Source organism: Neisseria sp. HMSC074B07, assembly GCF_001810355.1.
Classification (GTDB): domain Bacteria; phylum Pseudomonadota; class Gammaproteobacteria; order Burkholderiales; family Neisseriaceae; genus Neisseria.
In genome coordinates this window covers 183,313-200,967 of the sequence record NZ_KV800921.1, presented here as the reverse complement: position 1 = coordinate 200,967, position 17,655 = coordinate 183,313, and the positions used below count along the sequence as shown (strand labels likewise).

Genomic DNA, 17,655 nt, shown 5'->3' with positions numbered 1-17,655 from the left:
ACGCCGTACTGGTTTAAAGTTAAGCCACTATATTCCTAAACGGCCATTCCTCACTCAACGGCGCGACAATTTCAAACGTCTGACCTTGATAGTCGAATTTGATTTTCCACGCATGAAGGAACATCCTCGATGCAGGCTTCCCGCCGTAGAGCGTATCGCCCAAAATCGGACTGCCCAAGCTTTTCATGGTGACACGGAGTTGGTGGGTTTTGCCCGTATGCGGATGCAGGACGAACAAGCGCAGACCGGGTTCTAAACTGTGGCTGCCAAATTCGGTTACGGCGGGATTTTCCATGCCGCGCGTCAGTTTCCATGCGCCGCGCCGCGATTTTTCCATATCGCCTTTGATCCAACCTTGTTTCTTAGACGGCTTGTCCGTTGCCAGCGCCAAATAAGTTTTACGCATGGTTTTGGCAGCAAACTGCTGCGCCAGCGCCGACGCGCTTTGCGGGTTCAGGGCAAACAACAACACGCCGCTGGTCAGCTTGTCCAAGCGGTGCAGCAGCCAAACCTGCTCAAGGCCGAGCTGCGCCGCCAGCGTCTGAGTCAGGCTGACTTCGCCCTCTTCCTGATGCACGGATACGCCGCAAGGTTTGTTGACGGCAACAAAATCCGGATGTCTGAATAAGATTTCCCACATTTCAGACGACCTATTTCAACATAATGCCGCCGCCCGCCAAAGTGATGACGCCTAATACGCAAAATAGTACGCAGGCGGAAATCCGCACGGCTTTGGCGGGGATTTTTTTCATCAGCATATCGCCCAAATAAACCACGGGGACAGTTGCCAACATCAATCCGGCAACGCTGCCGAGTACGACCATGGATAAGGATTGGTATTTTGCCGCCAACAAGACCGTGGCGATTTGGGTTTTATCGCCGATTTCCGCCATGAAAAACAGGAAAACCGTCGCCCCGAACGCGCCGTATTTAAGCCAACGGCTGTCGGGATTTTCATCTTTATCGGGCAGGAGCAGCCACAAGCCGACCGCGATGAAGCTGATGCCGACCGCCCATTTGACGGTATCGGGGGAAACGGTTTCCGCCAGCCATACGCCGACAAATGCGGAGACCAAATGATTCAGTAAAGTGGCAATGAAGATGCCGGAGACTACCGCGTTTTTCTGGGCGAAACGTGCGGCAAGGAAAAGGGCGAGCAGTTGCGTTTTATCGCCGATTTCGGCAATGGCAACGCCCAGTATTGAAGAGAAAAATGCTTCCATAAGATACTCAACCGAAGCGGGCAAAAACAAAAAGCGTTGCACATACCGCCCGCAAGGGTATGGACAACGCTTACGTCTTGCCTGTCTTCCTGTTGTCAGGAAGATGCCGCCACCATGACCGATCTTTGTCGAACTCGGTCAATTATGTTGATAACGGCTCTGATTGTCAGTGAAAATCAGATGGCTACTCCCGTAAGAGTGTGCGCATTATAAAGAGGTTGGCGCGTAAAGACAATCATAAAGGTCGTCTGAAACGGCTTTCATTTTCCAGAAGCTATTTTTACCTGCTTCACAAAAATGCGTTTCAGACGACCTTTGATGTCAGACTCAGCCAGCATCAATACAATAATTTGCTGGGTTTGTGTTCGGCTTCGGACAGCTCCACCGCGTTGAGCAGGCTCAAATCCAAAGATGTTTCGGAGATACAGGTTTCGCCGAACACATTGCAATACGTCATGACGAGCTTCATGATGCCGCCGAATTTTTTCTCCGGCAGACTTGCCGACAGCTCGCGGATATCGCCAAAGACGCTGCCGTACACTTCTCCCGAAGCCAGCATATCCAAGCCGTCGCCAACGATAACCAATTTGCTGACCGCTTCAACGATAGCGCGTTCCGCCGCTTTATCAGACACGGACGACACTTGCAGGCGGATGTTTTTCGCCATGCCTTTGCCGTGGTTGCGGATAGTCAATGCCAGCATCTCCGGCTGTTCTTCCACGCTTTGCAGGGAAGCATGCAAGACGGGATGGACTTTTTCCTGCTGTATCAATTTTTCCCTGCGCAGCCATTCGTTCTTTTTCCGCGCAATGACCGAAACCGCCGTCCATGCCAACCACACCAGCGCAACGGCGCAAACCGCGGCAACAACGGGCGCCAAATCAGCAAGATAGTCTTTGGGGTTAAACCAAAGGCAGGCGGTCAGAAAGCCCGCAAAAAATATTACGACGTATAAAATCGGCGCGAAACGGCTTTGAATCGTAGCATGCATAGATTTTCCTGTTTGTGGCACAAAGGTCGTCTGAAACCGGACTGCCGCGTTTATCGCCATACAGCCGGAATTTCGGATGGCATTCTAACGTAAACCGTATTTTTCGGCGCAATTGAATAACAAGCGGTAACAGTTGGGAAATATACGGCACTTTGCACCCGGTTCCGAGACAGGCCCAACCCGTTTTCAGACGACCTCTTTCAGGCATTTGTCCGCTTCGCACAGGAAAGCAGATCCGGCCTCATCCGCCTCTGATCAAGGATTTTAATTATTAAATATCAATCAATTAGATATATTATTTCACGCCGATATAAAACTTTTTCAATTTGTTGACAGTCTGTTACAATGCACTACTTCCGAACGGCGGCAAACCGTCCGTCATTCAAACTCAGAAAGGTTTTTATGGATAACAACTTTACCGAATCGCTGCACCAATTGGTTCAGAAAATCAATGATCCGATGTGGACAGGGCTGGTGTATGTCCTGCTGGGTGCAGGGCTGTTTTTCACAGTTGCCACCGGTTTCGTACAATTCCGCCTGCTCGGACGCAGTATCAAAGAGATGCTCGGCGGCCGCCAACAAGGCGATGATCCGCACGGTATTACGCCGTTTCAGGCTTTCGTTACCGGACTTGCCAGCCGCGTGGGCGTAGGCAACATCGCGGGCGTGGCGATTGCCATCAGCAGCGGCGGCCCGGGCGCAGTATTTTGGATGTGGATCACCGCATTAATCGGTATGAGTTCGGCGTTTGTCGAATCTTCACTGGCGCAGTTGTTCAAAATCCGCGATTACGACAACCATCATTTCCGCGGCGGTCCTGCTTACTATATTACCCAAGGCTTGGGTCAAAAATGGTTGGGCATCGTATTTGCATTGAGCCTGATTTTCTGCTTCGGATTCGTTTATGAAGCCGTTCAAACCAACACCATCGCCGTAACCGCCAAAGCCGCATGGGGCTGGGACGAACATGCGGTCGGCGTCGCATTGGTCATCATGACTGCACCGATTATTTTCGGCGGTATCCGCCGCGTTTCCCGCTTTGCCGAAATGCTTGTTCCGCTGATGGCGACTTTATATCTGCTGATGGCACTCTACATCATCGTCACCAACATCAGCCTGATTCCCCACGTCTTCGGTCAGATTTTTGACAGCGCATTCAACTTTAAAGCAGCCGGCGGCGGCCTGCTCGGTGGTTTGATTTCGCAAACCATGATGATCGGTATCAAACGCGGCCTGTATTCCAATGAGGCAGGTCAAGGTTCTGCGCCTAACGCTGCCGCGGCAGCCGAAGTCAAACACCCTGTTTCCCAAGGCATGATTCAAATGCTGGGCGTATTCGTCGATACGATTATCGTGTGCTCCTGCACGGCGTTTATCGTTTTGGTTTACCAACAACCTTACGGCAATTTGAACGGCGCAGAGCTGACCCAAGCAGCGATTATCAGCCAAGTCGGTGCATGGGGCGCAGACTTCTTGGCAATCATTCTGTTTATGTTTGCCTTTTCTACCGTCATCGGCAACTATGCCTATGCCGAATCAAACGTGCAGTTCATCAAAAACCATTGGCTGCTGACCGCCTTGTTCCGCATGCTCGTCTTGGGCTGGGTATATTTCGGCGCAGTCGCCAACGTCCCGCTGATTTGGGATATGGCGGATATGGCGATGGGTACGATGGCATGGATTAACCTGGTCGCCATCCTGATCCTCTCTCCGCTTGCCTTCCTGCTGTTGAGGGACTACACGGCGAAACTGAAAATGGGCAAAGACCCCGTCTTCAAACTTTCCGAACATCCGGGCTTGAAACGCAAAATCAAATCCGATATTTGGTAAACCCATAGCCCGGTTAAAAAGGTCGTCTGAAACACCATACAGCGTTTCAGACGACCTTTTGCCTTTTACCGAATCTCCCCAAACCAATCTGTTTCAGCCCAGCCGAAAATCCTTTATTCAGAAACCTGTATCTCCCTATCGATTCCCGTTACAATACCGCCCGATAAACCCAAAAATCTCAACAAGATAGCCCCAATCATGAACGCCTCACAACGCGAACGCTTCGTCAAACGCTGGCTCAACTCCTACGAACGCTACCGCTACCGCCGCCACATACACGCCGTCCGGCTCGGACTTGCCGTACTGTTTTCTACCCTGCTCGCCAAACTCCTCCACCTCCAACACGGCGAATGGATAGGCATGACCGTCTTCGTCGTACTCGGCATGCTCCAATTTCAAGGCGCAATTTACTCCAAAGCCGTCGAACGCATGCTCGGTACCGTCATCGGTTTGGGCGCAGGCCTGACCCTGTTGTGGCTCAACCAACACTACTTCCACGGTGGCATCCTCTTTTACCTGACCGTCGGCACCGCCAGCGCAGCCGCAGGTTGGGCGGCGGTCGGCAAAAACGGCTACGTCCCCATGCTTGCCGGACTGACCATGTGTATGCTCATCGGCGACAACAGCAACAACTGGCTCGACAGCGGACTCATGCGCGCCATGAACGTCCTCATCGGCGCCGCCATCGCCATTGTCTCCGCCAAACTCCTGCCCTTGCGTTCCACGCTCATGTGGCGGTTCATGCTTGCCGACAACCTGACCGAATGCGGCAAAATGATTGCCGAAATCAGCAACGGCAAACGCATGACCCGCGAGAGGCTGGAACAAAACATGGTCAAAATGCGCCAAATCAACGCCCGCATGGTCAAAAGCCGCAGCCACCTCGCCGCCACCTCGGGCGAAAGCCACATCAGCCCCGCCATGATGGAAGCCATGCAGCACGCCCACCGCAAAATCGTCAACACCACCGAGCTGCTCCTCACTACTGCCGCCAAGCTGCAAGCCCCCACACTCAACGAACACGAAATCCGCCTCCTCGACCGCCATTTCAACCGCCTCCAACGCGACCTGCGTCTGACCGTCCGCCTCATCAAAGGCCACTACGCCCGCCGCATCCGCATCGACACCTCCATCAATCCCGAGCTGGGCAAACTCGCCGCCCGCCTCCATTACGAATGGCAGGGCTTCCTCTGGCTCAGCACCAATATGCGCAACGAAATCTCCGCACTCGTCATCCTCCTGCAACGCAGCCGCCGCAAGTGGCTGGACAAACACGAACTCCAACGCCTGCGCGAACACCTGCGCGAAACCCGCGAAGGCGATTTGGAAGAAGAGGTCGTCTGAAAACAAATCCTTTCAAAGAACCCGCCATATCAAAGAAAAACAGAAAACAAATTCAGCCAGACAACCCGCCAAGATTTTTCGAGAGGCGCTGCACCTACATTTGGGATAAAGACGTTGCTACTATAGTGGCTTAACTAAATCAGGACAAGGCGATGAAACCGCAAGACAGTACAGACAGTACAGAAACCGATTCACTTGGTGCTTCAGCACCTTAGAGAATGTCTCTTTGAGCCAAGGCGAGGCAACGCCGTACTGGTTTAAAGTTAATCCACTATAAAAAACCAGCGCGACGAAAGGGAAACATCGAAGAGAAAGCAGAACAAAGACCAAGATTTCAGACGACCCCAAACCCTGCCATCTCCTGCAAAAAGGAAAAACGTATGGACTACCCCGCCCTGCTCGCCGTCCTGCAACAACACGCCAACCCCGAACGCGCCGTGCCGATGCAGGCATACATGAAACACCGCTTTACCTATTTCGGCATCGGCAAACCCCAGCTTGCCCACCTGTGCAGCCCGTTTTTCAAAGGCGCCGCCAAACAGCCGGTCGATTGGGATTTCGTGCGCCGCTGCTGGGACGACCCGAACCGCGAATTGCAATACGCCGCGCTCGAATACCTGAAAAAAATGCAGCAGCACCTGACCCCGCAGGACATCCCGCGTTTGCAAATGCTGATTACCGAAAAATCATGGTGGGACAGTTCGGACGTCCTCGACCGCATTGTCGGCGGCATTGCCCTGCGCCACCCCGAAGTCAACAACGTCCTATTGGCATGGAGCACGGACGACAACATCTGGCTGCGCCGCGTCGCCATCGACCACCAACTGCTCCGCAAACAACGCACCGACACCGCACTACTGGAAAAAATCATCTGCAACAATCTGGGGCAAAAAGAATTTTTCATCAACAAATCCATAGGCTGGGCATTGCGCGATTACAGCAAAACCAACCCCGAATGGGTACAAGGCTTTATCAACCGACACCGGCACAAAATGGCCAAACTGAGCTTGCGCGAAGCAAGTAAATACCTGCCGCCAAAGGTCGTCTGAAAGCTTGGGCTTCAACGAAGTTTCTGCAGAGCCAAAATGTAAAAAGCGGTCTGCACTTGCATTTATCAAAGTGCAGACCGCTTTCTACTTTAATTTCATTTGAGTAATACTAAAACATCACTCATCCTTTACACAAACCCGCTTTGTGCAGACTTACGCTTACCCGTTAAATTTCAGCGTTTGCAGCTTTTCTTTAATCTCTTTTTCCAATTCGGCAGATTCTAAAAAGAGTTTGTCCAAATCCGCCGAAAATCCCGCCATTTTCTGCGAAAATTCATCGGCGGAAATATCCACATAATCTATCTTTACCTCGAAATACTGCCCCGCCGACAGGCTGTAGTTTTTGGCTTTAATTTCATCGTAGCTGACCACCACGCTGAAATCTTCCACAGCCTGTTTGTGCGTGAAGGTATTACAGATTTTTTGTTCTTCTGCGCGGGAGAGTACGGTTTTTTGGTTTTTGCCGTCTTTGATTTTTTCGCCCAAGCCCGATGCGTCGATTAACACCACGTTATCTTTATTGGCTTTGTCGATAAACAGGATGGAAACGTTGGTTCCCGTCGTGGCGAAAATATTGGAAGGCATGGACACCACGCCGGCTAGCATTTTGTTTTCCACCAAATGTTCGCGGATTTTTTTGTCGATGCCCGATTGGGCGGTGATAAAGCCCGTCGGCAATACAATTGCCGCTTTGCCGTTTTCTTTCAGGGAAAACAAGATATGCTGGATAAAAAGCTGGTAGATTTCCATCTTATCCGTATCTTTCGCCTTGATTTTCGGGATACCGGCAAAAAAGCGTTCGCGGTTTTCATCGCCCTCCAATTGGTCGCGGAAATCGCTGAAATCCAATTTAAACGGCGGATTGGAAACGATGAAATCAAATTTTTTCAGACGGCCTGAAGCATCTTTATGGGCGGGCGACAAAATCGTATTGCCCTGAACCACATTATTCAAAGAATGCACCAAATTGTTCAAAATCAGATTCAGCCGCAACAGATTGGATGATTTTTGTGAAATATCCTGCGTATAAATCATACATTTATCTTCGCCGATGGCATGGGCGACATTCATCAACAGCGTTCCTGAACCGGCCGACGGGTCGTAAACGTCCACGCTGCGGATTTGCCCGCGCACCTCCTCTGGCACCAAAATATCCGCCATAATCCGCGCCACCGCGTGCGGTGTGTAGTATTCGGCATATTTTCCGCCGGAATTGCTGTTGTAGTCTTTAATCAGGTATTCAAAAATCGTGGCGAAAAAATCGAATTTTTGCGCAAAAATTGCCTCGAAGCTGAAACCCGCCAGTTTGGAAATCAGCGCGCGGCAAAAATCGTCGCGGCGACCTTCATCGGTAATATATTGACTGATACGCTCGAACAACACGATTTTCGCCCCGCCTTCGGTTTTTACCGAAAACAACTCCGCATTCTGCGCGGCAATATCGGTGAGTGTATCGTCAAAGAGCTTGGCAAAATCCGCGCCGTTTTGTCGCTCCGATAAATACTTGATGGAATGCTCGGGCTTTAAAACGGCGGTTTTTCCCTCAATATCCATATTGATGAACTCAATTTCCTCGTTAGGGTTTTCTTTGCGAATTTTTTTGACTTCGAAATCGTATTTGTCGTTTAAGAATTTATACAAAAAAGCCTGACTGATGATTTTGAACTCGTTGCCGTCATTGCCCAAACCATAGTTGGCGCAGATGGTTTTCAAACTGTCAATCAGGGCTTTGGTTTGTTCGGTAAAGTGTTGTTCGGTCATTTTTTATCTCGTTTGTTTTATTTTGTAGGTCTGATTCTTGAATCCGGCTTATTCCGCCACAGAAACCTGCCCGTTCATCAGCATGGGAAGTAGGAAATCGCGTAGTTGGGTTAAGTGGTGGTTTTGTTTTTGTAGAAAAAAAATATTTTGCTGCATTGGGGATATTAAGTTTGTAAAATTTTTAATTAAATCTATACCTGAATAGGCAAAAGTAAAGCGTTTCAGGCTTTCATGTCTAATACCCTTATGAACACTTCCCGTGGAAACTTGACGAGTAAAAGATTTTATTTCATCAGACGATAAAAGCATGAATAAAAAGTATGGAGTTATAAAATCAGACTTACTGCGTATAGAAAATACGGACTCGTTTATATCCCAGTTTTTAGGTTTTTCATGTAACAAATATGTTGAACCTATAGGTTCAATACTGGTAAATAAAATATCTCCTTTATCCAGCTTAGAACGTTTATTGATAACATTTAATGCTTCATCAGTGATTTTGGCACAAGTGTGAAATTTAATTTCATTATCCTTTATGTTTTTAATAGTTACATAGAAATTCTCACCATTGCCTAAAGAAAAGTTATCTCTTGGGTTTAATCCAGTGGTCGAATGAGTAACGACCTCCCCAAAACTCTTCACCTCCCACCCCTTCGGAATTTCCCGTTTCAAGGTTTCGTCAAACACCATTTCGCCGCCTGAGGATTTGTAGGGCTTGCCGTTGGCATCAGGGAAATCGAACTGCACAAACCAGTAGTCGTACAGGGTTTTCGCCATCTCTTCCAAGCGCGCGTTGATTTGTTTGTTCAGGGCGATTTTTTGATTTATCAGATATAAAAAGTCGCCTATTTTTTTCTGTTCTGAATAATCAGGAAGTAACAAGTCCAAATATGAAAATATTGTTTCATTAAAACTTGCCCTCAATGTCATTGTTGCATTATTAGTTATTGTTTTCCTAAATAATGGTGTTCTCAAATAAAATGCCATAAACTTAGGATATGTCTTCAATCCATCTATTGGACGCAACCGTTTTAAGAAACCGCTATACGTTGCATTCGGATAATCCTTGAGTGCAACTGATGACATTGCCAATTCATCAATAACCTCACTGGTGCGGGTAAGAAAAATATCACCTGATTTAATTGAATAAGTTTTCTGCTCGCTTTCTGACGTATCCATCAAATCTTCGAGTTTGTCAGGGATAAAAAAATTATTGAAGACAGTAGAAAATGATAGAAAAGGTGAGCCATGCCCAGCCTGTTCTTTGGTTGAAGATATTCCTGATGAAATTGTATATAAATCAGAAAATTTTATTTTTTCCATTATTAAGTCTCTAAAATCATTCTAAAGGTCGTCTGAAAAATATTCCCAAATCCGACCGCACTTTTTGTTTGCTGTTTTTTTAGTGGACTAAAGCCCGCGCTACACCCTCCCGCTTTCTTTTAAATATTCCCGCACCAACAGGCGGTTGATGGCTTGGATGTCGGCGGGTTGAACAGGAAATTGCTCTTCCGTTCTAAAGCGTTTTAATACGATGCCCTGCATTTGTTTTTCGAAGTAATTTTGGTTGTCCAAAATCTGCTCCATATCCAGCACTTTTTGATCGGCATCGGCTTTGACGCCGTTTAGCGCGTTAAAGACTTTGAGTTTGTCGCCGTAGAGGGCGGGGTTTTCCATAAGCCGCTTGTGAGTGCGGGCATATTTGGCGTCGCCGCTGTATTTGTGCCGCAAGAGGTCGTTTTGTCGGTTCAGCTCTTTGATTCGGGCATAGACGGTTTCGAGTGTGGCGATGTTTGCCTGCATTTCTTCCTGCCCGACTTCGGCGAGGTTCTTTTTCTTGAAGATGCGTTCCAGCTCTTCGCGCAGGCTGATGTATTCGGGGTCGTCTTGGTCGAAGTTGCCCGCCAGTCCTTCGCGGACTTTGCGCATGATGTCTTTCAAATCGTCGGCAAGTTTGAGTTCGGCTTCGCCGATTTTGACGAATTGGAAGTAAACGTCTTCCAGCGCTTCATTGAGCAAATGGGCGGTGTCGCCTTGCTGTAGTTTTTCAGCGAGGTTTAAGGTATCCAGACGGGCGGCGGCTTCGCGGTACAAAAGATTGAGCTTGTCAAAATCCAGATGCGCGAGAAATTCGTGGCTACCTTGCAGTCGCAGGACGTTGTACAGTTCTTTGGCGGTTTGCAGGGCTTTTTTGAGGGCGAGAAGCTGTTTTTTGTCGTCTATTTGGTTGATTTGACTGCAAAATACTTCGGCGTTTTCAGTGTCGAAGTCAAACAGGGCGTTTTTGATGCCGGTGATTTCCTCTTCGATTTCTTCGACGGTTTTGAAAAGCTGGTTGTAGCTGTCGATTTCGTCGCCCAATTCTTTGGAAAGTTCGTCCCAATAGGCGCGGTTGGTTTTGTCGAATTCTTTTTGAATGTCGGCAAAATCGACGACGTAACCGTAGCGGTAAGATTTGTAGGTGCGGTTGACGCGGGTCAGGGTTTGTAAAAGGTTATGGGCTTTTATCAGTCTGCCTAGGTAAAGTTTTTTCAGGCGCGGCGCGTCAAAACCGGTCAAAAGCATGTTGTACACAAACAGGATGTCGGTTTTGCCCGCTTTGAAATCTTTGACCCATTGATCGCGTTCGTCTTTGGTGCCGACGTCGTGCAGTATCAGCACGGCGGTGAGATTGTGGTCTGAGGTCGTCTGAAAATGGTCAAAGAGTTGCTGCGCCTGTTCTGCGCTGTCGCAAACGACCATGGCGCCGAGGCTGTCGTCTTGGTTGGTTTTTCTAAATTTGGCGAAGTCGCCCAAGATATAGTCGAGCATCGGGCGGACGAAGTGCGGATGGGCGTAGATTTCTTTGCGGTCAAAGCTGCCTTTTTCGACTTCAAGCTGCGCCAATGCAGCCTGCAATTCGGCTTTGTATTGGCTGCTGATGGCCTCGCGAATCAGGCGCAGGGTGTAGCCGTCGGCGATGGAGGCGTTGTAATAGTATTTATGGATGTAGTCGCCGAAGAGTTCGCGGGTGTTGACGTTGCCTGCGGTTACGCCGATAAGCGGCGTGCCAGTCAGCCCGATTTTGACAGCGTTTACGTCGGACTGGTTGAGGTTGGCAAGAAACGAGCCTTTTGGGTTGTAGCTGCGGTGTACTTCGTCGAGAAAATAGACGCGCTGGATGGCGAGGTTGTAGTCGTTACGGGCGACGACATTGGGGTCGTCTTGGAATTTTTGGATGTTAACAACGGTGATTTCCGCTTTGCCTGCGTGGTTGTGCAAAGTTTGGGCGGATTTGATGTCGGCAGCAAAGGCTTCGCGGCTGTCGATGGTATGGACGACTAAATCGCGGGCGGTAAATTCGCGCTGCGCCTGTTTCAATAAATCGAGCCTGTCCACGATGAAATAGAATTTCGGCACGATGCCTTGTTTGGCGTAATAGTGCGTCAGGTAGCGGGTGTTGTAATAGGCAAGCGCTGTTTTACCGGAGCCTTGGGTATGCCAAATTACGCCTTTTTTACCGCCGTTTGATAAATGTTTTTCGATGGCCAAGGTGGCAAATAGCTGCGGATAGCGCATGATGTGTTTTTGCAGCGCGCCTTGGTTACTTTTAACGTACGTCAGCCCGTGTTGCAGGATAAAGGCGAGGCGCTCGCGGCAAAGCAGCGAAGTCAGGATGCGGTTGGTCGGTGTTTCGGGCGATTTATTGCTGATAAATTCAGGGCTGTGTTTGATAACGGGCAGGTTGTTATCTTGCAAGACTTTGTTTTCGAGGTCGTCTGAAAGCGTGTTCAATAATTCGGCAAGATTTAATTTGTGCTCTTCGCGGAAGTAGTTGAACACTGGCTTGCCGTAAGCAGACGAGGCGTAAAACGCGCCTTGCGCCGGCTCGGCTGCGCCGTCGTCGTATTCCATGTTGTTGGAAAAAATCATGAATTGGGTGATGTTGATGAAACGGCGGAATTTGGGATTTTTCGCACGTTTGCCCATGCGCTCCCGCTCTTCTCCGATGCCGCCTTTGTTGTTGGGTTTTTTGACTTCAATAAAGACCAAGGGCATGCCGTTTACCAGCAGGGTAATGTCGGGGCGGAATTCTTCGTCGCCATTGATGCAGGGCAATTCGGTTACAACGTGGAAACTGTTGTTATCAAAATTTTGGAAGTCGATCAGTTTCTTGCCACCGGATTGATTGGTGAGGCGTTCGTAAAATTTTTGCCCCAAATCTTCGTTGTCCAGCTCTAGGCGTATGTCAGCGAACAGGCGGTGTGCATCGTCCGGTGATAAATCGGGATTGATGCGACAGAGGCTTTCTATAAAGATTTCGGGGAAGATGTTGGTTTGTTTGTCCCAATTTTCGTTTTTGAGCGAGAGGTAATCGTAGCCCAACCGCATCAGGTGCAAAACGGCGGGGATTTTGACGCGGGAATTTTCGTTGTAGACTTGAGACATCAGACTTCTCCAAGCTATTCTTTGCAAACTGGAAATTATATCAATCCCGCTCTGGCAACACCATTACCACATTTATAATTTAAAATAAAATTTTTGATTATTGCAATTGCTTATTAGGCAATTTATGTCTCAACAGATTGATTACTGATTCAAACAAAAGCAGCATTCTGCACTTACCAACACAAAAAACCCCATGAAGTTTCTCAAAAAACTATGCGAACGAATTCTTGACTGGCTCGTCACCGGCAACATAGCGGGCTATGTGATATTGCTGACTATCGCCACTGTTCTCGGACTGATGTACGGCGGAGATATGATTCTGGATAAAGTCCTTGGTCACATTGATACACCTTGGCTCCCTATTATCGGCTTCTGTCTGGCATTGGCTACACTCTTCGCAATTTGTTTTATCGAAGAAGATTTAGCCGAGCAGACAACGGAATTCAAACGGCGCGACAAATATCTGTGCGGCGCAATCGGCGGTTTGGTCAGCGCGCTACTGATCAAATGGACGTGGCAGGCAGCCTTGGTGGGATTGTCGATCGGCATACTGCTGGCGGCGTTGATGAGATGGTTGAAATATGTGATGCGTTATATGTAAATTGGTCTAAGCATCCCTTTTCAGACGACCCTTTACCCCAATCCTTTGAAATGTTCTCAAGAAACTGCATAACAATTCTAGGATTGGTTTCCTATCCTTGCCGCAGACATACCGCTGCCGAACAATCGTCATGATAGGGAACTCTTTTTACTGCTCGGCGTAAGGCTTCCAACTTATCAGGCAACGAAGGGGAAGCGTTCCATAATGCTTCCAAGCGTTCATGAGATAGCGCATCGTGCAGCCCGTCAGAACAAACCAAAACTGCCTCGCCTCTTTGCAGAGTAAATGAATTGGTAAAAATTTTAAAATGGGTTTCTTCATCATCCGCAATCAGGCAATGCGCCAAAGCATAGTACATATCGGCGTATTCTGTATCTGCCCGCGCTTCCCCCTGCTCGATTAAATCAGCCAACACAGTGTGGTCATGGCTTACCTGCCGCCAACGCCCCTCTGCCGATATATGGTAAACACGGCTGTCGCCGACATTGCAGATGCGGCACAAACCGTCCGCCTTGACGACCGCCGAAGCGAAAGTCGAGGACGAGCCGAAATATTCCTCGGCAAGCGTGTCGCAGAAGCTGCCGTGCAACCTTCTCAGGAAACGCCCTTCCGCATCGCCCTCGCGCACGAAGGCATCCAACCAAAACCGGCTGGCAAGATGCGCGGCGGGGCTGCTGGATACGCCGTCGGCCACGGCCAGCCGCACGGCATCGTCCGCCTCGGACACACGGGTTTTGTGCAGCCTGACCTGACGCACCGCCGTGCCGTCAAACAAGTTATCCTGATTGCGTGCTTTACCGGCACCGACCATTTGAAAATAGGCAAGCTGAAACATGGTAATCCTGACAATCCAATCCTGATTTATAGTGGATTAACTTAAACCAGTACGGCGTTGCCTTGCCTTGCTGTACTGTCTGTATCTGCGGCTTCGTCGCCTTGTCCTGATTTAAGTTAATCCACTATAAATAAACCTACTTCGGCGCGCTTTTCGCAAAAACGAATTTCATCGCAAAGCCCCTTGTTCATTGGCGACAGTATATATCAATAATGCCAATGCGCTTCTCCCTAACGCCATTTCCTCAACCAACCCAAAACACCTTACAACAGGTCATCTGAAAATACGAAACCCATTTTTCAGACGACCTGACTTTGCCAAAGCAATCGATTTTATGTAAACTGGAAACCTCTTGTCGGAGTGCTGCTTGTTCCCGCAAACAGCTGAGACCGCATCAGCGGAATCCGTAGAACCTGTCGGGGTAATGCCTGCGTAGGAAACAAGCTGTCAAACGCCTTTTCAGGCTTCCGTTCCCTTTCTCGCATTTCCCGCCATTCGGTGGATTCCGCTTCCGTCTTGTCTTTCGTCTTCCCGACTGCCCAAACACTGCAAAGGAATCCACCATGCCCCGTATCGCCATTCTCGGCGGCGGCCTCTGCGGCCGTCTGACTGCTTTACAACTTGCAGAACAAGGTTTATCCATTGCCCTCTTTGACAAGGGCGGGCGCAAAGGCGAACACGCCGCCGCTTATGTTGCCGCCGCCATGCTCGCGCCTGCTTCGGAGGCGGTCGAAGCCACGCCTGAAGTCATCAAACTGGGCAGGCAAAGTGTTCCGCTGTGGCACAACATCCGAGGTCGTCTGAAAACGCCGACCATGATGCAGGAAAACGGCAGCCTGATCGTGTGGCACGGGCAGGACAAACCTTTATCTAGCGAGTTCGTCCGCCACCTCAAACGCGGCGGCGTGGCGGATGACGAAATCGTCCGTTGGCGCGCCGATGAAATCGCCGAACGCGAACCACAGCTCGCAGGACGTTTTTCAGACGGCCTCTACCTACCGACCGAAGGCCAGCTCGACGGACGGCAAATCTTGTCTGCACTTGCCGACGCTTTGGACGGGCTGAACGTCCCTTGCCATTGGGAACACGAATGCGCCTCCGAAGACCTGCAAGCCCAATACGACTGGCTGATCGACTGCCGCGGCTACGGCGCAAAAACCGCGTGGAACCAATCCCCCGAACACACCAGCACCTTGCGCGGCATACGCGGCGAAGTGGCGCGGGTTTATACGCCCGAAATCACGCTCAACCGCCCCGTACGCCTGCTCCATCCGCGCTATCCGCTCTACATCGCCCCAAAAGAAAACCACATCTTCGTCATCGGCGCGACCCAAATCGAAAGCGAAAGCCAAGCCCCCGCCAGCGTACGTTCCGGATTGGAACTCTTGTCCGCACTCTATGCCGTCCACCCCGCCTTCGGCGAAGCCGACATTCTCGAAATCGCCACCGGCCTGCGCCCCACACTCAATCACCACAACCCCGAAATCCGTTACAACCGCGCCCGACGCCTGATTGAAATCAACGGCCTTTTCCGCCACGGCTTCATGATTTCCCCCGCCGTAACCGCCGCCGCCGTCAGATTGGCGGTCGCCCTGTTTGACGGAACAGACGCGCCCGAACGTGATGAAGAAAGCGGTTTGGCGTATATTGGAAAATAAGTTTGAGGTCGTCTGAAAACGCCGCGGCATAGGTTTTACAGCAAATCGGCACACCCCGACACCAGCCTGTATGAATATAATACGGCAAGGCGCGCCAACGCCGCATCGTCATCAATCCACTTAGATTAGCAAGGTTTCCAATGAATCTGAAATCCCTGTATTTACTGCCTGCGCTCTTACTCGCCCACTCCGCCGCCCTTGCCGCGCCCAAGATTTCAGACGACCCCAAACCGCGTTCTGCCGAAAAAATCATTTATTTCAAACAAAACGGCAAATTCGGTGCGAAAACCGCAAGCGGCAAAATCATCGTCCCTGCGCAATACCACTGCGAATTTATGTGCGAACACGTCAAACACGGCGAAACCGCCGACGACGAATTGCTGTTTACCGACAACAGCCGAGAAGTCCGAGGCAAAGTTGCCTATTCGCCGTTTTTCCTGCATTCGCGGCAGGGCAAGTTTTTATATCAGCCGATGATGTACGACTTGGCCGCAGACTATTTTTCAGAAGGCAAACGCCGCTATGTTTCAAAAGAAGGCAAGGTCGGTTTTGCCGACCGCGCGGGCAACTTGGTCACGCCCGCCCAACACGATTGGGCAGGACAGTTTGAATACGGCTATGCCGCATTTTGCGACGGCTGCCGAGAAGTGCATGTAGATGAAGAACACACTGCCGTACAGGGCGGCACTTGGGGCATGATGGACGCACGCGGCAATACCGTTGCCCCCAGCAACACTCGCCGCGCCGCTTCCGACATCGAACGAAACGGCAAATTTTATCCGCACCCGTTTGCCTACACCGCTGCCGAACGCGATATTTTGCAACGCATCAACCGCTACAAAAACCTGATTGTCGGACTGGAAGCAGTTCACCATTCGCCATACAAAACTGCCGAAGAGCGCGCTGCCTACCGCTTTGAAATCGTGTCGCAGCCCGTGCAAGGCTATCCGTATTACGAAATCGTCCTGTTTGACGGCAAAGGCAACACCGTTGAAGGCGAACGCTTTCTCGCCGGCGCCGACGGCAAACGGCTCTACGCCCTGCCTGTCGGAGAAGAAACACCGCTTCCGCTGGAAACCCACCTGCGCCACGATATCCGCAGCACACTTGCCGAACAACCCAAAAGACAGAAAAGCGGCTCTTGGAACGACAACCCGTTTCGCTTGAAAGACTATCCCGAAGCAAAAGCCTTGTTGAAACGCAGGAAATGAGTTTCAGACGACCTCATCAGATGGCTATACCAAGCTACTCACTTTCATTAAACAATAAAACAAAAAGGAAAACGTCATGATTGAACAAGCATTAGGAAACCTGTCAGGTATCTTTTGGATTTTCCTGCTCGTCATTCCCCTGCTTCTTTTGAAAGCGCTGCTCCAAAACCCCAAAGTAAAAGGACGCATAGGCGAACGGGCAGTCCGTTCAGTAATCGGAAAAGATTTGGATGAAGAAACCTATATCGAATTTCACGATTTGATTATTCCGTCCCGCAGCGGCACGACGCAAATCGACCATATCTATGTTTCGGTTTTCGGGATATTTGTCATAGAAACCAAGAATTACACAGGTTGGATTTTCGGCAGCGAGAAGCAATCGAAATGGACACAAGTCGTCTATAAGCAGAAACACTACTTTCAAAATCCGTTGCGCCAGAATTACGCACACATCAAGGCATTATCCGAACTGCTGCAACTGCCGGAAGAAAAATTTCATTCGATGGTGGTTTTTCTCGGTGATTGCGAATTGAAAACGCAAATGCCGCCGAATGTCTGCCGTATCAGACAGGCAGCATCCTATATTAGACGTTTTCAGACGACCTTATTGCTGCCTCAGGAAATAGAAGCGGCAACTGCCGTGCTGTCTTCAAATGAATACCAAGCCGACGGCGAAAAACTGCGGGCGCATACCGAACGCCTGCAGGAACGCCATCAGCGATAA

Annotated in this window: 14 protein-coding genes and 1 riboswitch; of the genes, 7 read left to right on the top strand and 7 right to left on the bottom strand. The window is 49.9% G+C overall.

The features are described from left to right. Positions 1–19: 19 nt before the first annotated feature. The 3 genes from HMPREF2726_RS04620 to HMPREF2726_RS04610 form a co-directional block, all read right to left on the bottom strand. Positions 20–640, bottom strand: coding sequence for a TIGR01621 family pseudouridine synthase (locus HMPREF2726_RS04620; protein WP_070602387.1), 621 nt, complete (start codon positions 638–640; stop codon positions 20–22). Between the two features lie 10 nt (positions 641–650). Next, positions 651–1,223 (bottom strand): TMEM165/GDT1 family protein, encoded by a 573-nt coding sequence (locus HMPREF2726_RS04615; RefSeq protein ID WP_009310986.1) that lies wholly within the window; start codon positions 1,221–1,223, stop codon positions 651–653. 337 nt (positions 1,224–1,560) lie between these two features. Further along, positions 1,561–2,214, bottom strand: a complete 654-nt coding sequence (locus HMPREF2726_RS04610) for a hypothetical protein (RefSeq protein WP_009310985.1) — start codon at positions 2,212–2,214, stop codon at positions 1,561–1,563. Positions 2,215–2,616: 402 nt separating this feature from the next. On the opposite strand from HMPREF2726_RS04610, the gene HMPREF2726_RS04605 reads away from it, so the two are divergent. The 3 genes from HMPREF2726_RS04605 to HMPREF2726_RS04595 all read left to right on the top strand — a co-directional run bounded on the left by HMPREF2726_RS04605 (position 2,617) and on the right by HMPREF2726_RS04595 (position 6,437). Beyond that, positions 2,617–4,044 carry an alanine/glycine:cation symporter family protein gene (locus HMPREF2726_RS04605; protein ID WP_070602386.1) on the top strand — a complete coding sequence of 476 codons (1,428 nt, stop codon included), beginning with the start codon at positions 2,617–2,619 and terminating at the stop codon, positions 4,042–4,044. A gap of 198 nt (positions 4,045–4,242) precedes the next feature. Next, positions 4,243–5,388, top strand: coding sequence for an FUSC family protein (locus HMPREF2726_RS04600; RefSeq protein WP_070602384.1), 1,146 nt, complete (start codon positions 4,243–4,245; stop codon positions 5,386–5,388). 380 nt (positions 5,389–5,768) lie between these two features. Further along, the gene (locus tag HMPREF2726_RS04595) at positions 5,769–6,437 is read left to right on the top strand and encodes a DNA alkylation repair protein (RefSeq protein WP_070602381.1); all 669 of its coding nucleotides are present in this window, start codon (positions 5,769–5,771) and stop codon (positions 6,435–6,437) included. Between the two features lie 159 nt (positions 6,438–6,596). Here the strand turns inward: HMPREF2726_RS04595 and HMPREF2726_RS04590 are convergent, their stop codons facing one another. From HMPREF2726_RS04590 to HMPREF2726_RS04580, 3 genes are all read right to left on the bottom strand, one after another. Then, positions 6,597–8,198 (bottom strand): HsdM family class I SAM-dependent methyltransferase, encoded by a 1,602-nt coding sequence (locus tag HMPREF2726_RS04590; RefSeq protein WP_070602380.1) that lies wholly within the window; start codon positions 8,196–8,198, stop codon positions 6,597–6,599. Between the two features lie 48 nt (positions 8,199–8,246). Continuing rightward, entirely contained in the window at positions 8,247–9,521 is a 1,275-nt protein-coding gene (locus HMPREF2726_RS04585) for a restriction endonuclease subunit S (RefSeq protein WP_070602378.1), read from the bottom strand. A gap of 99 nt (positions 9,522–9,620) precedes the next feature. Continuing rightward, positions 9,621–12,626 carry a type I restriction endonuclease subunit R gene (locus HMPREF2726_RS04580; protein WP_070602377.1) on the bottom strand — a complete coding sequence of 1,002 codons (3,006 nt, stop codon included), beginning with the start codon at positions 12,624–12,626 and terminating at the stop codon, positions 9,621–9,623. Between the two features lie 193 nt (positions 12,627–12,819). Between HMPREF2726_RS04580 and HMPREF2726_RS04575 the strand changes: the two genes are divergently transcribed. After that, on the top strand, positions 12,820–13,227 hold the full coding sequence (locus HMPREF2726_RS04575; protein WP_070602375.1) for a hypothetical protein: 408 nt from the start codon (positions 12,820–12,822) through the stop codon (positions 13,225–13,227). A gap of 91 nt (positions 13,228–13,318) precedes the next feature. Here the strand turns inward: HMPREF2726_RS04575 and HMPREF2726_RS04570 are convergent, their stop codons facing one another. Continuing rightward, a complete protein-coding gene (locus HMPREF2726_RS04570) occupies positions 13,319–14,062 on the bottom strand; it encodes a PP2C family protein-serine/threonine phosphatase (RefSeq protein ID WP_070602373.1) in 744 nt (247 codons plus the stop codon). A 346-nt stretch (positions 14,063–14,408) separates the two neighbouring features. Further along, positions 14,409–14,518, top strand: a riboswitch (TPP riboswitch). 107 nt (positions 14,519–14,625) lie between these two features. Between HMPREF2726_RS04570 and HMPREF2726_RS04565 the strand changes: the two genes are divergently transcribed. From HMPREF2726_RS04565 to HMPREF2726_RS04555, 3 genes are all read left to right on the top strand, one after another. Then, a complete protein-coding gene (locus HMPREF2726_RS04565; protein ID WP_070602371.1) occupies positions 14,626–15,720 on the top strand; it encodes an FAD-dependent oxidoreductase in 1,095 nt (364 codons plus the stop codon). 140 nt (positions 15,721–15,860) lie between these two features. Next, the gene (locus HMPREF2726_RS04560; RefSeq protein ID WP_070602370.1) at positions 15,861–16,931 is read left to right on the top strand and encodes a WG repeat-containing protein; all 1,071 of its coding nucleotides are present in this window, start codon (positions 15,861–15,863) and stop codon (positions 16,929–16,931) included. Between the two features lie 76 nt (positions 16,932–17,007). Then, complete coding sequence (locus HMPREF2726_RS04555) at positions 17,008–17,655, top strand: nuclease-related domain-containing protein (RefSeq protein WP_070602367.1); 648 nt, start codon at positions 17,008–17,010, stop codon at positions 17,653–17,655.

Bases quoted from the DNA above. Each gene is read 5' to 3' on its own strand.
- HMPREF2726_RS04620 (WP_070602387.1), bottom strand. From the start codon at position 640: ATGTGGGAAATCTTATTCAGACATCCGGATTTTGTTGCCGTCAACAAA.
- HMPREF2726_RS04615 (WP_009310986.1), bottom strand. From the start codon at position 1,223: ATGGAAGCATTTTTCTCTTCAATACTGGGCGTTGCCATTGCCGAAATC.
- HMPREF2726_RS04610 (WP_009310985.1), bottom strand. From the start codon at position 2,214: ATGCATGCTACGATTCAAAGCCGTTTCGCGCCGATTTTATACGTCGTA.
- HMPREF2726_RS04605 (WP_070602386.1), top strand. From the start codon at position 2,617: ATGGATAACAACTTTACCGAATCGCTGCACCAATTGGTTCAGAAAATC.
- HMPREF2726_RS04600 (WP_070602384.1), top strand. From the start codon at position 4,243: ATGAACGCCTCACAACGCGAACGCTTCGTCAAACGCTGGCTCAACTCC.
- HMPREF2726_RS04595 (WP_070602381.1), top strand. From the start codon at position 5,769: ATGGACTACCCCGCCCTGCTCGCCGTCCTGCAACAACACGCCAACCCC.
- HMPREF2726_RS04590 (WP_070602380.1), bottom strand. From the start codon at position 8,198: ATGACCGAACAACACTTTACCGAACAAACCAAAGCCCTGATTGACAGT.
- HMPREF2726_RS04585 (WP_070602378.1), bottom strand. From the start codon at position 9,521: ATGGAAAAAATAAAATTTTCTGATTTATATACAATTTCATCAGGAATA.
- HMPREF2726_RS04580 (WP_070602377.1), bottom strand. From the start codon at position 12,626: ATGTCTCAAGTCTACAACGAAAATTCCCGCGTCAAAATCCCCGCCGTT.
- HMPREF2726_RS04575 (WP_070602375.1), top strand. From the start codon at position 12,820: ATGAAGTTTCTCAAAAAACTATGCGAACGAATTCTTGACTGGCTCGTC.
- HMPREF2726_RS04570 (WP_070602373.1), bottom strand. From the start codon at position 14,062: ATGTTTCAGCTTGCCTATTTTCAAATGGTCGGTGCCGGTAAAGCACGC.
- HMPREF2726_RS04565 (WP_070602371.1), top strand. From the start codon at position 14,626: ATGCCCCGTATCGCCATTCTCGGCGGCGGCCTCTGCGGCCGTCTGACT.
- HMPREF2726_RS04560 (WP_070602370.1), top strand. From the start codon at position 15,861: ATGAATCTGAAATCCCTGTATTTACTGCCTGCGCTCTTACTCGCCCAC.
- HMPREF2726_RS04555 (WP_070602367.1), top strand. From the start codon at position 17,008: ATGATTGAACAAGCATTAGGAAACCTGTCAGGTATCTTTTGGATTTTC.